Origin of the sequence: Saccharomonospora glauca K62 (assembly GCF_000243395.2) — a bacterium.
GTDB classification, from domain to species: domain Bacteria; phylum Actinomycetota; class Actinomycetes; order Mycobacteriales; family Pseudonocardiaceae; genus Saccharomonospora; species Saccharomonospora glauca.
In genome coordinates, this window is record NZ_CM001484.1 from 787,263 (window position 1) to 803,638 (window position 16,376).

The window sequence follows — 16,376 nt, forward strand, 5'->3', positions numbered from 1 at the left end:
TGGTGGGCGGCATAGGGTGGTGCCGTGAGTGAGCTGGAGCCGTTTCGAGTCCGGATCAAAGTGCGCCATTACGAGCTCGACAGTCTCGGCCACGTGAACCATGCCGTGTACCACCAGTACGGCGAGATCGCTCGGACGGAGTTGTTCGACAAAGCCGGGGGCCTCGAGGGCGAGCTTCGGCAGCGGGGGATGGCTCCCGTGCTGTTGGAGTCGCACATCGTCTACCGCCGGGAGTTGCGTGCGGGCGATGTGGTGGACGTGAGCTGCCGCACGAAATTCGGCGACGGCAAGGTGTTCTGGATGGACAGCGACATCGTCAAGACCGACGGGACGCTGTCGGCCGAGATCCGATGCACGCTCGGCCTCATGGACCTGAACCTGCGCAAGCTCGTGGCCGAGCCCCGTAAGCGTTTCGCCGAGGCCGGACTCGACGTCGACCTGCTCGGCGGTGCCGCGTAAGTCACGGCTCACCGATCACAAGGCGGCGGCGACGGCCGCGCCGACGAAGATCACCTGCAGTACCGTGCGGAGCGGTAACGGGGTGACCGGCTTGCCGCCCAAGGTGAGATTGCGCCGGGCCGCTGACACGTTGGCGGGGAACATCGCCAGCATTAGCAGCGCCAACCCCATGGCGGCCCACCGGGCCAGGGGCGGGACGAGCAGTGCCACGGCGCCACCCAGTTCCAGCACGCCCGTGACGGCCACCAGCAACCGGGGACGGGGCAGGACGGACGGGATCATGGCCGCCATCTCGTCGCGCCAACCCGGCAGGAAGTGCGGAATCCCCGTGAACACCAGCATCAGCGCCAACGCCGCGCGCAGTGAGGGCTGCCAACCGTCCAGGACGTCCACCCCGACCAGACCGGTCAGGCGGAACACGACGAATCCACCGAGAAGAGCGAAGAAGGGTACCAAGGCGCACTCCAATCTTGACACTGACAAGATTGCAGGCGCTCGCTAACTTGTCAATGTCAAGATTGGGAGGTGGGAAAGATCGGAAGCTCGGGCTATCACCACGGGAACCTGAGGCGCGTACTCCTCGACGCCGCACTCGAGGCCATCGTCGAACAGGGCCCCACGGCCTGGAGTCTGCGGGAACTCGCCCGGCGGGCCAACGTCTCCCATGCCGCTCCCGCGCATCACTTCGGTGACAAGACCGGGGTGCTCACCGCCGTGGCCGCGGAGGGGTACGAGTTGTTCGCCGACGCCCTCGAACGCGAGTCGCACGACTTCCAGCGAGTCGGCCTGGCCTACGTGCGGTTCGCTCTGGAGAGACCCGCCTACTTCACCGTGATGTTCCGCCCCGACCTCTACCGCGTCGACGACCCGGATGTGGCCGCGGCGCGGGACCGTGCCCGTGCGGTACTCGTCGCCGGTGCCCGCACGTTTGCGGCCGGTACCGCGCCCGACAGGGCCGTCGTCCTGGCCGCCTGGTCGTGCGCCCACGGTTTCGCTCATCTGTGGTCGAGCGGCGCGTTGCCGGAAAGCGTGGCCGGCGACCCGGAACGGACGGTCGGTGAGATGTTCCGCAGCCTGTTCGGCGGCTCGCACGCCGACGGCCCGCCGGCATGAGTGCCGACGGGCCGTCAGACTCGGCGTACGCGCGGAGTACGCGTCACACGTCGTAGTAGAGCGCGAACTCGTACGGGTGCGGGCGCAGACGCAGCGGGTCGATCTCGTTCTCCCGCTTGTACGCGATCCACGTCTCGATCACGTCGGGGGTGAAGACGCCACCTTCGAGGAGGTAGTCGTGGTCGTTCTCCAGGGTGTCGAGCACGGTGCCCAGGTCGCTCGGCACCAGCTTGACGTCCTTGGCCTCCTCCGGGGGCAGCTCGTAGAGGTCCTTGTCGATGGGCTCCGGAGGCTCGATCTTGTTCTTGATGCCGTCGAGCCCGGCCATCACCATCGCCGCGAACGCCAGGTACGGGTTCCCGGACGAGTCGGGGCACCGGAATTCGATGCGCTTGGCCTTGGCGTTGCTTCCCGTGATCGGGATGCGCACGCACGCGGAGCGGTTGCGCTGCGAGTACACGAGGCTGACCGGCGCCTCGAAGCCCGGCACCAGACGGTGGTAGGAGTTGATGGTCGGGTTCGTGAACGCCAGCAGGCTCGGCGCGTGGGTCAGGATGCCGCCGATGTAGTAGCGAGCCGTGTCGGACAGGCCCGCGTAACCGGACTCGTCGTAGAAGAGCGGCTCTCCGTCCTTCCACAGCGACTGGTGGCAGTGCATGCCCGACCCGTTGTCGCCGAACAGGGGCTTGGGCATGAAGGTCGCCGTCTTGCCCGCGGCGAACGCCGTGTTCTTGACGATGTACTTGAACAGCTGCAGGTCGTCGGCCGCGTGCAGGAGCGTGTTGAAGCGGTAGTTGATCTCGGTCTGGCCGGCGGTGCCCACCTCGTGGTGCGCACGCTCCAGGACGAAGCCCGACTCGATGAGCCGCCGCGAGATCTCGTCACGCAGGTCGGCGTAGTGGTCCACGGGAGGTACGGGGAAGTAGCCGCCCTTGAACTTGGTCTTGTAGCCCTTGTTGCCGCCTTCCTCCTCGCGGCCGGTGTTCCACCAGCCCTCGATCGAGTCGATCTCGTGGAAGGTCGCGTGCTCCGAGGAGTCGAAGCGCACCGAGTCGAAGATGTAGAACTCGGCTTCCGGGCCGAAGAAGGCCGTGTCGGCGATCCCGGACTCCGTGATGTACTGCTCGGCCTTCCGCGCGATGTTGCGCGGGTCGCGGCTGTAGGGCTCGCGAGTGAACGGGTCGTGCACGGAGAAGTTCAGCGACAACGTCTTGTGCTTGCGGAACGGGTCGATGCGAGCCGTCGCGGGATCGGGCAGCAGCAGCATGTCGGACTCGTGAATCGACTGGAAGCCGCGGACCGACGATCCGTCGAACGCGAGACCTTCCTCGAACACGTCCGCGTCGAACGACGACGCGGGAACGGTGAAGTGCTGCATCACGCCGGGCAGGTCACAGAACCTCACATCGACGAACTGCACGTCCTCGTCCGCGATCAGACGTAGGACGTCCTCTGGAGTAGTGGACACCCTCGGTGACTCCTTCGTGGTCGGTGGCCAGCGGCAGTGTTCTTGGCGCCCCACGCTAAGAGCGCGGTGTTGCCCGACCATCACCTCGATGTTTCGCGGACGTTAACTGGGTGGCTCGGTGGCGGTCGGCGACACAACCGGATTGACCGGATCCGACACGGGCTACACCCGGCGAATACCCTGGACGAGTGGCACGATGGACCGGCGAATGGCTGCAGACACTCTCGTCCGGAGGGGCGACCACTCAAGAGCCCCCTCAGTGGCCGGGTGAGCGCTTCGGACTTCCCGAGCACGGGCCCCGCTCCGTGGCGGGCTCGGGGCGGCGGTTGCTCGCGCTCGTGGTGGACCTGGTCCTCGCGTCCCTGCTGACGGCCCTTTTCACGCGCCCGGACTACTCCGATCTGGCCGCCATGCAGGAACACAACTTCTGGGCGTTGGCGACCTGGGCCGTCATCACGGTCGTACCCGTGGCGCTCTTCGGGTTCACCCCCGGCATGGCGGTGACGGGCATCCGTGTGGCGAGGCTGGACGGCAAGGCCGTCATCGGACTATGGCGGGCCGCCCTGCGGTGCGTGCTGACCTTCTTCGTCATTCCCGCCGCTGTACGCAACCCCGACAACCGTGGCTGGCACGACCGCCTCACCAACACCGTCGTGGTGTCGATGCGGTAACCCTCGGCGACGTGCCGCCACCGTGACGAACGGGTCTCAGCGCCGACGAATGGTGCGCTGCAGGTTGCGCATCTTCGCGCCCTGCGGGATGGGACCCTTCGGCAGGGCCGCGCCGCGGTTACCGAGCGCCGTGAGCTTGGTTTCGAGGACGTCGATGTCGCGGGGCCTGAGGTTACGCGGCAGCTTCATGAGGTAGGTCTGCAGCTTGCGCAACGGCACCTGGCCCTCGTCGTTGCCCACGATGACGTCGTAGATCGGGGTGTCACCCACGAGCCGCGCGATGCGCTTCTTCTCCTGGGCCATCAGGTTCTTCACGCGATGCGGCGCACCCTCCGCCACGAGGATGATTCCGGGACCGCCCAGCACGCGGTGCACGGCGTCGAGCTGCGTCGTCGCGGCCACCGTCTGCGTCACCCGCCAGCGCCCGCGCAAGTTGTCCAGGGCCCACGCGGCGGCCCCCGGCTGGCCCTCGGCCTTCGTGAACACGGTCTTCTGCACTCGACGACCGAAGACGATCATGGCGGCGAGCAGGCCCAGCATGATGCCGATCGGCAGCAGCCACCACTGGATCCCCATGAGCCACCCGAGCCCGAAGACGATCCCGGTGACGACGAGGAAGGAGCCGAGCATCCAGGGGATGAGGGCCTTGTCCTCTTTACGCTGGATCGAAAACGCCTGGAAGATCTGTGCCCGCCTGGCCTTGCTCGCCGCGCGCTTTTCCCGCTTGGCCTGCTTGGCAGCTTCCTTGTCCTGCTTTCCCGCCATAATTCCCCAGGATACGGGCGCCAGGGTGGACGTCGGCTCGTCGGTCCCCTCTGCGAGGATGCCGGAGTGGTCAGCACACGACGCCCGGTTCGACCGGAGGACCCGCTCGACGGTCTCGATCCGGAACAGCGTGCGGCCGCGAGCGCTCCTCGCGGCCCGGTGTGTGTGCTCGCCGGTGCCGGGACGGGCAAGACGCGCACGATCACTCGTCGTATCGCCTACCTCGTACGACAGGGACACGTCGCCCCGACGCAGGTACTCGCGGTGACCTTCACGGCCCGCGCGGCGGGAGAACTCCGGGCGCGCTTGCGGCAACTCGGCGTCGAGGGTGCTCAGGCCCGTACCTTCCACGCCGCGGCCCTCCGGCAACTGCGGTACTTCTGGCCTCGTGTGGTGGGCGACGCGCAGTGGGAGCTCCTCGACGGCAACAAGCTTCGCCTCGTCGGACATGCTGCCAACAAGGTGGCCCTGCCCACGGAGACGGAGGTCCTGCGGGATCTCGCGGGTGAGATCGAATGGGCCAAGGCGTGCCTCGTGGGCCCCGACGACTACCCGGCCGTGGCCAAGGAGCGTCGTCGCGACATCGGGTACCCGGTCGAGCAGGTCGCGGATGTCTACTACACCTACGAGCGGCTCAAAAACGACCGGCGACTGCTCGACTTCGACGACCTCCTGCTGCACACCACGGCGGCCCTGGAGGAGTACCCCGAGGTGGCGCGGGAGTTCCGGGAGCGTTACCGCTGCTTCGTGGTGGACGAATACCAGGACATCACGCCCGCTCAGCAGCGGTTGCTCGACGCCTGGCTCGGTGGACGCGACGACGTGACGGTGGTCGGCGACGCCAACCAGACGATCTACTCCTTCGGCGGAGCGTCGCCGCGTCCCCTGCTGGAGTTCACCCGGCGGTATCCGAATGCCACCGTGGTCCGGCTCGAACGGGACTACCGTTCCACGCCGCAGGTGGTGGAACTGGCCAACCGGGTCATCAGCGGGGCACGGGGGCGTCCCGCGGGCGCGCGGTTGCGGCTGGTGGGTCAGCGCCCCGACGGGCCACGACCGACGTTCTCCGAGTACGACGACGAGCCCGCCGAGGCCGCCGCGGTGGCCCAGCGAGTCCGGGAACTCATGGCCGAGGGCGTTCCGGCCGGGGAAATCGCTGTGTTGTTCCGGGTCAACGCGCAGTCCGAGACCTACGAACGAGCGCTCGCCGATGCCGGGGTGCCTTACCAGGTTCGGGGAGGCGAACGCTTCTTCTCCCGCCCCGAAGTCCGGAAGGCGATGACCGCCCTGCGTGCCGCCTCGGCCTCGGAGCCCGAAGTCGGGACGGCGGATCTGCCCACCGCGGTGGGGCGGGTCCTGGCCCCGCTCGGTTGGGGGCCTCGGCAGCCAGTCGGGGGAGCGGCGCGCGAACGGTGGAGCGGGCTGCAGGCCCTGTACGAACTCGCGCAGGACTTCGCGGCGGAGTTCGCGGCGGTGTCCGAGGGGGAACAGCCGACCCTGGCACGTTACGTTGCCGAACTCGACCAGCGTGCCGCCGCGCAGCATCCTCCCGCAGTGGACGGTGTGACACTCGCGTCGCTCCACGCGGCAAAGGGACTCGAATGGGATGCCGTCTTCCTCGTCGGTCTCGCCGAGGGCACCGTGCCGATTCAACACGCCACCACGGAGGACGCGATCGAGGAGGAACGCAGGCTGTTCTACGTGGGCGTGACTCGCGCCAGGGAACACCTCGCGCTCAGTTGGTCCCTCTCCCGGCTGCCCGGTGGCCGTCCGCACCGTGGGCGCAGCCGGTTTCTCCACGGACTCGCTCCCGAGGACGAGCCCGCTCCGCGCGTTCGCCGTTCGTCGCGACGCCGCACGAGGGAACGAGCGGTGTGCGGTGCCTGCGGTCGTCCCCTCGGGACCACGTTGGAAATCAAGATCGGACGCTGTGCCGATTGTCCTCCCGACATCGACTGAACGGCGTTCCGACGTCCGTCGGCGGCGGAGTGACCACGAGGGAACGGTTCGTCGGTGAGATTTTCCCGGCCGGTCCCGCCGACGCCCCCGACCGCAGGTGGGAACCGGCCTAAAAACCCTGGTCGGAAGGGTTTTTCGGAAGCTCGGGAAGTTCGTCGAAAAATAAGTTGCCGTGCCGGGCGCGGGGCAATAACCTGCAAGCACTGGGTGGATACTGTGCGATCTTGACCGCCGTCGCAAGCGGTGGATCGCGGGACAGCGAGAGGAGGTGCCAGCGATGACGCTCAACTGCAGGAACGGCATTGCCGGCACGCCGCTGTCCCGGATGGTCGACGTCGTTCGAGGACGTCGTCACGTCCTGGTGCCGCGGGATGCGCAGCAGAGCCGGGCGACAGCGAAAGTCAACGCTGTCTCCGTTCTCGTTGCTGTCGACAGTGTCGCGGCCGTCGATGCGGCATTCCGTCGTATGACCGCCGTTCTGCCGAAGCAGTTCTGGGTTCCGTTGTGCCCACAGGAGAGTGCCACCTGACCTAGGTGTCAGTGGAACAGGCTCACGAAGGCCGCGGAACCGTACCCCGGATCCGCGGCCTTCGTGCTGTTTCGGTCCGGGTATCGGCTGGATCAAGTAGCGCACAACAACACGAGGGAGAGAACGAATGTCATCGGCGATCGCCTTCGCGTCAGAGAAGGCGTCGGAGAAGTTATCGACCGACACCGCCGGGACGACGGGTGTGGCCGACCTGCTCGATTCCGTCACCGCGCAGGAGACCGACCTACCGTGCCGCGTGGGGGATGCGGACCTGTGGTTCGCCGAGGCCCCGGCGGACCTGGAACAGGCGAAGTACCTGTGCGGCGACTGCCCCGTCAAGGAATCCTGCCTGGCTGGAGCGCTCGCGCGGCGTGAGCCCTGGGGTGTGTGGGGCGGCGAGATCTTCGAAAGGGGTGTCGTGGTGGCGCGGAAGCGGCCGCGTGGCCGCCCTCGCAAGCACCCGGTGACGCCCTCCGACTCCTCGGCGAGGCAGCGGACCGGAGAACGGAGCGCGGCATGACCACCACACTCCTCCGCGATCGGCAGGTAGTTCGGCGAGACGTGGCTCACCGCATCGCCCCACTCGTCGATTCCCCCACTTCGAGCAACAAGGAGTACACCGCCATGTTGATGCATGAAGAACTCGCCAGAGAACGAATACGGGACATGCTGCAATCGGCTACCGAACGACGTGCGGCCCGATCCGCCGGGAAATCTCGGCGATGGGCACGCTTGATCGGCCGAGCCCGGCTTCGAAAGCGGCAAAACCATTAGGGAACGAGGTGGGGACGGTGGAATACTCCGCCGTCCCCACTTTCGTGATCTTGGAAGGAGAGTTCCGCCGTGGCCGCCGTGACGCCCGACAACATCGACTGGTCGGCCAAGCTGAGTGCGATGCGCCGGCTCGACATGCTCGAACGGGACGCTGTGCACGGCGTCGCCCGCAAGCTCGCCGGAACGTTGCCGCCGGGAGCGGTCGTCGTGGACGCGGGATGCGGAACCGGAGGAATGAGCGTCGCGCTCGCGTCGGTGCTGCGTGAAAACGGTGGAGGCCGGTTGGTGCTGGTCGACGCCAGTGACGCGCTCCTCGCGGTGGCACGGGAGGCGGCCACGGCCGCCGGGGGAGACACCGTCTCGGTGAGCACGGTGGTCGCGGACCTCGCCGACGACTCGTCGGTGGCGCGGATACCGCGAGCCGACCTCGTCTGGGCGTCGGCCATGGTGCATCACCTGCCGGACCAGCAAGCGGGAGTGACGACACTCGCGCGTTTGCTTGCTCCCGGCGGGCTGTTGGCACTCGCCGAAGGTGGTACGGGCCAGACGTTCGTTCCGTGGGACCTGGGGCTGGGACGGCCCGGTCTGGAGGCCCGGCTCAACGCGGCGCGGGACGCCTGGTTCGGCGAGCTGCGCGCGAACATCGAGGGCGGGGTCGCCATGCCCTACGGCTGGACCACGGCACTGGTCCGGGCCGGACTCGAGGAAGCCACGGCGTTTAGCTACCTCGTCGAGCATCCCGCTCCTCTGGGAGAGAGCACTCGCCGCTACGTAGTGGAGCGGTTCACCTGGCTTGCCGAGACGGTGGGCGACCGAGTCGACCCGAGCGACCGGGAGACCCTGACCGCGCTGCTCGACCCCGAGGGGCCGCACTACGTCGGTGCGCGCGACGACGTGTTCGTGCTCTACGCCCGCACCGTCCACACGGCGCGGCGGCCGTCCTGACGTCCTCATCGTCGATCACGCGGCGACACGGGCTTCGGACACCACGTGGGGGCGGGGGCGTCCCGCCGCCCGGCGAAAACCACGCACCAACTCGGCGATGACGAACTCGGCGTGGTGCCGAACCAGCGACGGTGTGGTGCGGACCAGTACCACTCCCGCGGCGGTGAGGGCGAGACGGTCGCGTTCGCTCCCGACGTCCACGGGGGCTATGGACCAGGCCAGGCCGACCTCGTCCCACCACGCGTCCACACTGCCGAGGCGACGGCGGTCGCGGGTGAAGACGGTGGTGTCCCACCGCGGTGGGGGAAGCGGGCAGTGTCGTATCACCTGCCGCGCGGTTCTGCGCAGGTCGGACTGGTCGGTGCGCGTCAGGGTGCGAAGCTGCGCTCGAACGGCCGCGGACCCACGCTGGTTGCCCGTTTCGAGCTCGTCACGGAGCTCCCGCAGGTCGCAGAGTCCTTCCTGCACGGGAAGCGTCAACAACCGCCGAATGAGGTCGAGGTCGGTTTCCCGGCGGGCCGCGTCGAGGGCCGCTCGCGCCGGTGGGGCGTAGGGCACCCCTTCGAGGGTAACGGGAGCGGGCAGTCGTGCGGTGCGTTCGACGGTCACGAACGCGGGCGGGGTGAGGCGGCGATGTGCCGCCACGAGCGCCCCGACGGCCGTCGGTGGGGGCAGCCGGACCCCGTAGGCGCGCAGGGCGTCGATGCCCGTGATCACGCTCTCGGGGCCCAGGTAGGCGACGGCGGCCTGGAGCAACTGGTGTCGGGTCGGCTCGCCGGTGCCGAGCAGGACGACACCGGGAGCGAGCCGTCGCCACGGCCCGCCCGGCCTGCATCGTTTCGTGATCGTGCTCGGCGGCACGCCGAGGGAGCGGAGCTGCGCCACGGAGAGCACGCGCGCCCGACCGTCCTGCGCGGGAACTGGGGAACGTACGGCCGAGAACACCGAGGCCAGCGTAGGTGTGGAAGTGGAGGTCGCGGATCGTGTCGTACGAGTCGTTGTCGCCATGGCCCGAGCCTGCACCGCACTCTCGGGGCATGGCGCCACTCAGTACGCGATGTGGACAACCACCGTGGACGAACGGTGCCGCTCGGGGCTTCGGACGGGTTTCTGTGGACAACCGCGAGTTCGCGGCGGGGCCTCGTCAGTCGGCGAATCCGGGTTGCCACCGTTCGACGATCGAGCGCACGGGCAATTCGGCGTCCAACTGGCACAGGATGCCGATCGCTCCCGCCGTGACGCGGTGGATCAGCAACCACTGAGGCGGCAAGTTGAGCGAACGGCCGATGTGGAAGTCCTTGTTCTTCGTGTCGCCCATGCGCATCGCCTGTTTCTGCGCCCACTGCCGCGTGAAGTGGAAACTCTCGTCGGTCAACGGGGCGACGAGCGGGAGCAGCCAGGCGTAGACGTCGTCGGCGTCGAGCCCCACCTCCGGTCGCACGAACCCCTCGGCCCGCAGCACCTCGAAGAGATCCCGCGACCGCCCTTCGAGGGCCAGCCGCATCATCACGCCGAGAGCGCGCGGCGCGCCGTCCGGCAGGTTCGCGACGGCCCCGAAGTCGATCACGCAGAGCCGCCCGTCGTCGAGCAGCATGAAATTGCCGGGATGGGGATCGGAGTGCAACAGCCGCGCCCTGGCGGGGGAGGAGTAGTGGAACTCGGCCAGCAACCGGCCCGCCCTGTTGCGTTGCTCGACCGTGCCGTCCGCGATGACGCGTGAGTACGGGATTCCCGTGACCCACTCCGACACGATCACCTTCGGAGCACTCGCGACCACCTTGGGGACGAACACGTTCTCGTCGTTGTGGAACGCCTTCGCGAAGCGGCGCTGGTAGTCGGCCTCACCTCGGTAGTCGAGTTCCTCGTCCATGCGCTCGGCGAGCTCCGCCAGCAGCGGCTTGACCTCCGTGCCCGGCAGGAGTGCCTGGAAGAGCCTGCTGAACCGCTGGAGTTGCCTGAGGTCGCTGCGCAGCGCCTCGTCCGCGCCCGGATACTGAACCTTCACGGCGACTTCCCTGCCGTCGTGCCAGACAGCTCGGTGTACCTGGCCGATGCTCGCCGCCGCGGCGGGTTCGTCGTCGAACTCGGCGAACCGTTTGATCCATGACCGGCCGAGCTGTTCGGCGAGCACTCGGTGGGTCTGGCGGGCCGGCATCGGAGGCGCGGCCGCCTGGAGCCGGGTCAACGCGTCGCGGTACGGGGCGGCGAACTCCTCCGGCACGGCGGCTTCGAACACGCTGAGTGCCTGACCGAACTTCATGGCACCGCCCTTGAGCGTGCCGAGCACCTCGAAGAGCTGTTCAGCGGCCTTGGCCGAGAGGGTGGCGTTGATCTCCTCGGCGCTCTGACCGGCGAGACGCCGACCCCAGCCACCGACAGCCCGGCCCGCTATGCCGAGAGGCAGGCTCGCCAGCTTTGCCGTTCTCGCCATCGTCCGGCGAGGCAGGGGGGCGTCCGCTTGATCGTCGCGGGAGTCGCGGGAGTCCGTCACGACAGCGATTCTGCCTCCCCGATCACCGCTTCCGCACTGATTTTGATGTGTGAAAGGGAAATTCAGTGGTGTGCCCGCTGCTGCGGGGCGCCGCAGGGACAGTGGGGGTGCGGGGGCCACTCCCGCTTGGTGACGACGCCCGTGACGCAGTCGAACTCCAGCGTCGCGTTCCACGTCGGCGGGGGTTCGACGGTGAGTGCGGGCGGCGTGGCTCGCAGCGCTCGCAGAGCCTGGCCCACCGCCAGCGCGGCGGTGCCGTACACGGTCGTGAGGTCCGCCTCCTGGTACCGCCCGGCGAGCTGCCCCGCGATGCGGGGCCAGCAGGAGTCGCGTCCGGTGCGATGCAGGTCGGCGCATCTCAGGCAGCTACTTCGACCGGGCACGACCAGCGGGCCGACGATGCCGACGCCGTCCCTGACCCGCGCCACCAGGTGGGGGATGCCCCACGACATCAGGTCGGTCACCACCTCCGGGGCGGGCACCACCGCGTCGGTCAGGACGACGAGGTCGGTGGGCGTGACCCCGGGGCGCAACCGCGTGACCCGCACCTCCGGACCGCGCCGTCTCGCGAGATCGGCGAGCGCGGCCGCGCGAGGCCGGCCCACGTCCTCGTCGCGAAAGCCGGCCCCGACGTCGGTGTCGGACACGACGCCGTCGGCGGCGAGGCACAGCCTGGCCACACCGGCTCCGGCCAGCAGCGTGGTGACGGCGGCCGCCAGGCGACCACCGCCGTGAACACCGATCGCGTGGGCGGTGTGACCGACGGCGATGCCCGACGGGCTCAGAGGCGTCCCCGGAGAACCGGCGGAAGGTTCCGCGTCCTCGACAAGGCCGCGTTCGGCCAGTCCGCACAGCATGGCTCGGAGGCGGTCAGCGTGCTCGTCCCGCACCAGCGACAGGAGCGTGTCGGTGCTGCGTCGTCCGTCCAAGCCGCGGAGGACGTCCACCAGGACGGGCGGGAGATCGGTGGCGATGACGCCGTGGCGCGGGTCGAGACCGATCTGGAGTTCGCCCTCACGGCGCTCCACCACGGGCAGCCCGGCGCGCAGGCGCGGCCGCCTCGGCAGCGGAACGCGGGAGGCGACCTGCGGCGGTGATCCGGTCATGCGCTCACTGTGGCCGTGATCCGGGAATCCCGCACACCCTGTGACGGAGTTGTCCACAGGGTGACACGCGTGTGGACAACTCGGGGTGATCCGGCTCCGTGATCGCCGACGATGTCGGTGCTTGGCCTTACCTTTGTTCCCGTGGCCGACGCACGGTTTCCCTCCCTCAGGAATCGGAACAGCACACAGCGGGACGCCGCTGGCAAGAAAGAGAAAGTGGAAGTCCGGAGGAGCCCCCGACGCCGCCGGACGGTCACCGCGTACCGGGACGGTGACACGCTCGTCGTACTGATCCCTGCCACCATGACGAAGGCGGAGGAGAAACACTGGGTGGCCGAGATGCAGCGCAAGCTGCAACGCGCGGAGAGCCGCCGCGCCAGCCCGGCGCGCGCCTCCGACGAGGCCCTCCTCCTGCGGTGTACGCAGCTTTCCCGTCGTTACCTGGACGGCACGGCGCAACCCGCGAGCGTGCGGTGGGTTCCGCCCATGCGTACGCGGTGGGCCTCGTGCACGCCGGCCGATCGCACCATCCGGGTCAGCGAACGACTCAGGGACGTGCCGTCGTGGGTGCTCGACTACGTCCTCGTGCACGAGCTGGCGCACCTACGGGTGGCCGAGCACAATCGCACGTTCTGGAACCTGGTCAGGCGGTACCCGAAGACCGAGCGCGCCATCGGGTACCTCGAAGGGCTCTCGGCGGCCGAGCGGCTCGCCGGCTCGTCCAGCCCCGACTGACCGGGATGCTCGGAGGCGTCGCCGACGTGAATCCGGCGGCGCCTCACTCCTCGTCGTTCTTGTCGCCGTTCTCGTCGCCGTCGTCGGAAGGTTCGGCTTCTCCCCGCTCGGCCTCATCCCGGCGGGCGCGCTCGGCCCGCTCCAACTCCGCGAGAGGGTCGATGCCGTCGTCGAGGGCGCCGTTGTCGCCGAGCCGCTCGGCGAAACCGATCGGATCGTCGAGATCGTCGGCGGTGGGCATGAGATCGGGGTGGCTCCACAGGGTGTCGCGAGCCTGCATTCCGTGACGGTCACCCACGAGCTTCCACAGTGCGGACGCGGCGCGCATCCGGCGAGGACGTAGTTCGAGCCCCACGAGAGTCGCGAACGTCTGCTCGGCGGGGCCGCCCGTGGCGCGGCGTCGACGCAGGGTCTCGCGCAGCGCCTCGGCACCGGGAAGTCGTTCCCCGACGGCGTCCGCCACGACGACGTCGACCCAGCCCTCCACGAGCGCGAGCAAGGTCTCCAGCCTGCCGAGCGCCGCCTGCTGTTCGGGCGTCCTCCGGGGTTCCAGGAGGCCGGAGGACATGACCTCCTCGATGCTGGCCGGGTTGGTGGGATCGACACGCCCGGCAAGCTGCTCCAGCGCGCTGGTGTCCACCGTGATCCCCGAGGCGAATTCCTCGACCGTTGCCAGCAGGCGCTGCCGCAGCCACGGGACGTGGGCGAAGAGCCGCTGGTGCGCGGCTTCCCGTGCGGCGAGGAACACGAGCACCTCGCTCTTCGGACGCTCCAGCCCCTCGGTGAACTTGTCGATGTTCTTGGGCAGCAGGGCCGACGTGGTCTCGGGACCGAGCGGTAACCCGACGTCCGTGGACGTGAGGACCTCGGACGCGAGCCCCGCCAGCGCGTTGCCGAGCTGGGAGCCGAACGCCATGCCGCCCATCTGACCGACCATCGACAGCAGCGGACCGGCCGCTCGCTTGGCCTCCTCGGGAAGGGCCTGCATCCACGCGTTCGACATCTGCTTCGCCACCGGGTCGCACAACCGCTGCCAGGTGGGAAGCGTCTTGTCGATCCAGTCCCGCGCCGTCCACGTCGCGGTGACGGTGGCTCCGGCGGGCAGGATCGTGGCCTCGTCCAGCCAGAGTTCCGCGAGGTGGGCCGAGTCGCGTACGGCCGCCTCGCCCGTCCGGTCGCCCGCCGCGAAACCCAACTGCCCCTCGGAGCCCAGGCGTTGCAGGGCGATCTGTTTGGCCAGGTCGTAGTTCACCGGCCCCGAAGAGCTGCCGGCCTGGCTGAGCATCTGTCCGAGCTGGCTGAGCATCTGTCCCAGCTGCTGGAAGGCGTCGGCGCCCGAGCCGGATTGCCCGCCCGACGATTCGTTGTCGCGGCCTTTGTCGGGATCGGGGAGTCCGAAGCCGAACGGTGGGTTGCTCATAACACCACCGTACGCGGCTCGGGGGACGTCCGTAGAACGGACCGTGACGCCCACGGCGAACACGCGCGACACGGTCCGTAGGCTGGTCGCGTGAGTGAGTCCCCGGACAAGGCAGCAGCGACCGAGCAACCCGCCGGGCGTTCCGTCGGCACACTCAGTGACAACGAGGAGGCGCGGTGGCCCTCGGGGAGGGGCCGCGACGGTCGGCGGTTGAGCAGACGCGGCTGGACGATGGTGGCCAGCGCCGTACTCGTGCTCACGTTCGCGATGTTGGGTGCGTTCGTCCGCGTGCCCTACGTGGCGCTCGGTCCGGGGCCGACGTACGACACCCTCGGGGAGGTGGACGGCACCGCGGTCGTCGAGGTCAACGGCGAGCGGACCTATCCCACCAGTGGTGAGCTCCGCATGACCACCGTGGCGCTCAACGACAACATGACGTTGTTCGGCGCGCTCGGCATGTGGCTCAGCGGCCGCTACGCCCTCGCGCCGAGGGAGGAGTACTTCCGGCCGGGACAGTCGGAGGAGGAGGTGCGCAGGGAGAACCTGCGGCAGTTCCAGGACTCGCAGAGCAACGCCGAGGTGGCGGCGTTGCGCAAGCTCGGCTATCCGGTGGTGGCCGTGGTCGACCAGATCGTGGAGGACAGCCCCGCCGCGGGCGTTCTCGAACCCGGCGACCGGCTCGTGGCGGTGGACGGCAGGAAGGTGTCCGACTCCGACGCGGTGCGCGAGGTCCTCGGCGGCACTCGTCCGGGCCAGACGGTGGCCGTGACGTTCCAGCGGGGTGAGGAGGAACGGACGGAGTCGGTGACCCTGGCGCGGCACCCGGAGGGGTCCCACGGTTTCCTCGGCATCCAACCCGCGGACAGCACCGAGACGTCCTTCGACGTGGAGATCGCGTTGGAGGACGTCGGCGGACCGTCGGCCGGACTGATGTTCGCGTTGGCGATCGTGGACGAGTTGACTCCGGGCCAGCTGACCGGGGGCAAGCACGTCGCCGGGACCGGAACCATCGACGCGAAGGGCAACGTCGGCCCCATCGGCGGGATCTCGTTCAAGCTCGTCGCCGCCCACGAAGCCGGTGCCACGGCCTTCCTCGTGCCCGAGGACAACTGCGGCGAGGCCGTGGCCGCCGCACCGGACGGCCTCCAGCTCCTCCGGGTGGGAACGCTCGACGAGGCGGTCAGCGCGTTGGAGTCACTGGCGGCCGGGCGTCCGGTGCCGACCTGCGAGGGTTGACGAGGGGTTCACGGCTGGAGTGTGGCCCGCAGCGCCTCCACCAGGTTCGGTGCGAGGTCGGCGCTTTCGACCACCTCGTCGACCGGGTCGGAGTCGTCGCCGGGGGCTATCCCGCGCAGCCGCATGACGCAGGAGGCGGAGCCGTCGCGGAGGACGGCGGCCACGAGCCGGGCCTCGGTACGGCGCGGGTGGTTGGCCGCGGCTTGCCGCAGGCGTTCCAGATCCTGCTCGCTGACGTCGCCGTCGGCTTCGTCGGTCAGGTCGGGCAGCTCCTGCTCGGCGTCCGGGGGAAGCACGATGATCTCCTGGGCCAGGGCGCAGCCGTGGACCGCGTCGGGCCAGGCGATGCGGCCGAGGGCCTCCGCGAGGTCGCCTTCGGGCAGTGAGTCCTGGGCGACCGGGGTGAACTCGCTGTCCTGATCGAGGTGGGTGGCGAGTTCGGGTTGTTGACGGAGCAGATCCGTCGTCGGCACCAGTGCGAACAGCTGAGGCTGTTGGTCCCAGCCGCCACTCGCGACGAACTCCTCGACCTCGCGGGCCAACGCGGCTACCCTTCCGGGTCCTGCCCGGTTCTCGTTCTCCGTCATGACGCCATCCTGACAGGCGGCGGGCCCGACCTGCGCGGCGCCCGATTTGGGGGGCTTCGGGAACTCGGGTAGCCATCCGTACAGTTAGGTAACCAGGGACGCTTTGTAGGTCGGCGCC

At 69.0% G+C, this 16,376-nt stretch carries 17 protein-coding genes; 9 read left to right on the forward strand and 8 right to left on the reverse strand.

The window, feature by feature from the left end; translation table 11 throughout:
• The first annotated feature begins 24 nt into the window (after window positions 1–24).
• A complete protein-coding gene (locus tag SACGLDRAFT_RS03800; RefSeq protein ID WP_005461885.1) occupies window positions 25–459 on the forward strand; it encodes an acyl-CoA thioesterase in 435 nt (144 codons plus the stop codon).
• 15 nt (window positions 460–474) lie between these two features.
• On the opposite strand, the gene SACGLDRAFT_RS03805 is transcribed toward SACGLDRAFT_RS03800, so the two are convergent.
• Window positions 475–879, reverse strand: coding sequence for a DoxX family protein (locus SACGLDRAFT_RS03805; RefSeq protein WP_232284062.1), 405 nt, complete (start codon window positions 877–879; stop codon window positions 475–477).
• Window positions 880–984: 105 nt separating this feature from the next.
• Here SACGLDRAFT_RS03805 and SACGLDRAFT_RS03810 point away from each other — a divergent pair, with 105 nt between their 5' ends.
• A complete protein-coding gene (locus SACGLDRAFT_RS03810; protein ID WP_005461887.1) occupies window positions 985–1,572 on the forward strand; it encodes a TetR/AcrR family transcriptional regulator in 588 nt (195 codons plus the stop codon).
• Between the two features lie 43 nt (window positions 1,573–1,615).
• Here SACGLDRAFT_RS03810 and glnA read toward each other — a convergent pair whose 3' ends face one another.
• Window positions 1,616–3,040 (reverse strand): type I glutamate--ammonia ligase, encoded by a 1,425-nt coding sequence (glnA, locus tag SACGLDRAFT_RS03815; protein ID WP_005461888.1) that lies wholly within the window; start codon window positions 3,038–3,040, stop codon window positions 1,616–1,618.
• A 188-nt stretch (window positions 3,041–3,228) separates the two neighbouring features.
• Between glnA and SACGLDRAFT_RS03820 the strand changes: the two genes are divergently transcribed.
• Window positions 3,229–3,711, forward strand: coding sequence for an RDD family protein (locus tag SACGLDRAFT_RS03820; protein WP_040918504.1), 483 nt, complete (start codon window positions 3,229–3,231; stop codon window positions 3,709–3,711).
• 36 nt (window positions 3,712–3,747) lie between these two features.
• On the opposite strand, the gene SACGLDRAFT_RS03825 is transcribed toward SACGLDRAFT_RS03820, so the two are convergent.
• Window positions 3,748–4,476, reverse strand: coding sequence for a DUF4191 domain-containing protein (locus SACGLDRAFT_RS03825; protein WP_005461890.1), 729 nt, complete (start codon window positions 4,474–4,476; stop codon window positions 3,748–3,750).
• Between the two features lie 66 nt (window positions 4,477–4,542).
• Here SACGLDRAFT_RS03825 and SACGLDRAFT_RS03830 point away from each other — a divergent pair, with 66 nt between their 5' ends.
• The 4 genes from SACGLDRAFT_RS03830 to SACGLDRAFT_RS03845 all read left to right on the forward strand — a co-directional run bounded on the left by SACGLDRAFT_RS03830 (window position 4,543) and on the right by SACGLDRAFT_RS03845 (window position 8,683).
• Window positions 4,543–6,435: an ATP-dependent helicase gene (locus SACGLDRAFT_RS03830; RefSeq protein ID WP_005461891.1), complete on the forward strand. Its 1,893-nt coding sequence runs from the start codon at window positions 4,543–4,545 to the stop codon at window positions 6,433–6,435.
• A 277-nt stretch (window positions 6,436–6,712) separates the two neighbouring features.
• On the forward strand, window positions 6,713–6,964 hold the full coding sequence (locus SACGLDRAFT_RS03835; protein WP_005461892.1) for a hypothetical protein: 252 nt from the start codon (window positions 6,713–6,715) through the stop codon (window positions 6,962–6,964).
• 127 nt (window positions 6,965–7,091) lie between these two features.
• Complete coding sequence (locus SACGLDRAFT_RS03840; protein WP_005461893.1) at window positions 7,092–7,484, forward strand: WhiB family transcriptional regulator; 393 nt, start codon at window positions 7,092–7,094, stop codon at window positions 7,482–7,484.
• Between the two features lie 323 nt (window positions 7,485–7,807).
• Window positions 7,808–8,683, forward strand: a complete 876-nt coding sequence (locus tag SACGLDRAFT_RS03845; RefSeq protein ID WP_005461894.1) for a class I SAM-dependent methyltransferase — start codon at window positions 7,808–7,810, stop codon at window positions 8,681–8,683.
• Window positions 8,684–8,698: 15 nt separating this feature from the next.
• On the opposite strand, the gene SACGLDRAFT_RS03850 is transcribed toward SACGLDRAFT_RS03845, so the two are convergent.
• The 3 genes from SACGLDRAFT_RS03850 to SACGLDRAFT_RS03860 form a co-directional block, all read right to left on the reverse strand.
• Window positions 8,699–9,577 carry a hypothetical protein gene (locus tag SACGLDRAFT_RS03850; RefSeq protein WP_005461895.1) on the reverse strand — a complete coding sequence of 293 codons (879 nt, stop codon included), beginning with the start codon at window positions 9,575–9,577 and terminating at the stop codon, window positions 8,699–8,701.
• 250 nt (window positions 9,578–9,827) lie between these two features.
• Window positions 9,828–11,174, reverse strand: a complete 1,347-nt coding sequence (locus tag SACGLDRAFT_RS03855; protein ID WP_005461896.1) for an ABC1 kinase family protein — start codon at window positions 11,172–11,174, stop codon at window positions 9,828–9,830.
• Window positions 11,175–11,236: 62 nt separating this feature from the next.
• Window positions 11,237–12,280 carry a ThiF family adenylyltransferase gene (locus tag SACGLDRAFT_RS03860; RefSeq protein WP_005461897.1) on the reverse strand — a complete coding sequence of 348 codons (1,044 nt, stop codon included), beginning with the start codon at window positions 12,278–12,280 and terminating at the stop codon, window positions 11,237–11,239.
• A gap of 216 nt (window positions 12,281–12,496) precedes the next feature.
• On the opposite strand from SACGLDRAFT_RS03860, the gene SACGLDRAFT_RS03865 reads away from it, so the two are divergent.
• Window positions 12,497–13,015, forward strand: coding sequence for a M48 metallopeptidase family protein (locus SACGLDRAFT_RS03865; RefSeq protein WP_040919562.1), 519 nt, complete (start codon window positions 12,497–12,499; stop codon window positions 13,013–13,015).
• A gap of 43 nt (window positions 13,016–13,058) precedes the next feature.
• On the opposite strand, the gene SACGLDRAFT_RS03870 is transcribed toward SACGLDRAFT_RS03865, so the two are convergent.
• Entirely contained in the window at window positions 13,059–14,435 is a 1,377-nt protein-coding gene (locus SACGLDRAFT_RS03870) for a zinc-dependent metalloprotease (RefSeq protein WP_005461899.1), read from the reverse strand.
• Between the two features lie 90 nt (window positions 14,436–14,525).
• Between SACGLDRAFT_RS03870 and SACGLDRAFT_RS03875 the strand changes: the two genes are divergently transcribed.
• Entirely contained in the window at window positions 14,526–15,671 is a 1,146-nt protein-coding gene (locus SACGLDRAFT_RS03875) for a YlbL family protein (protein ID WP_005461902.1), read from the forward strand.
• Window positions 15,672–15,679: 8 nt separating this feature from the next.
• On the opposite strand, the gene SACGLDRAFT_RS03880 is transcribed toward SACGLDRAFT_RS03875, so the two are convergent.
• Entirely contained in the window at window positions 15,680–16,258 is a 579-nt protein-coding gene (locus SACGLDRAFT_RS03880) for a PPA1309 family protein (RefSeq protein WP_005461904.1), read from the reverse strand.
• Between the last annotated feature and the right edge of the window lie 118 nt (window positions 16,259–16,376).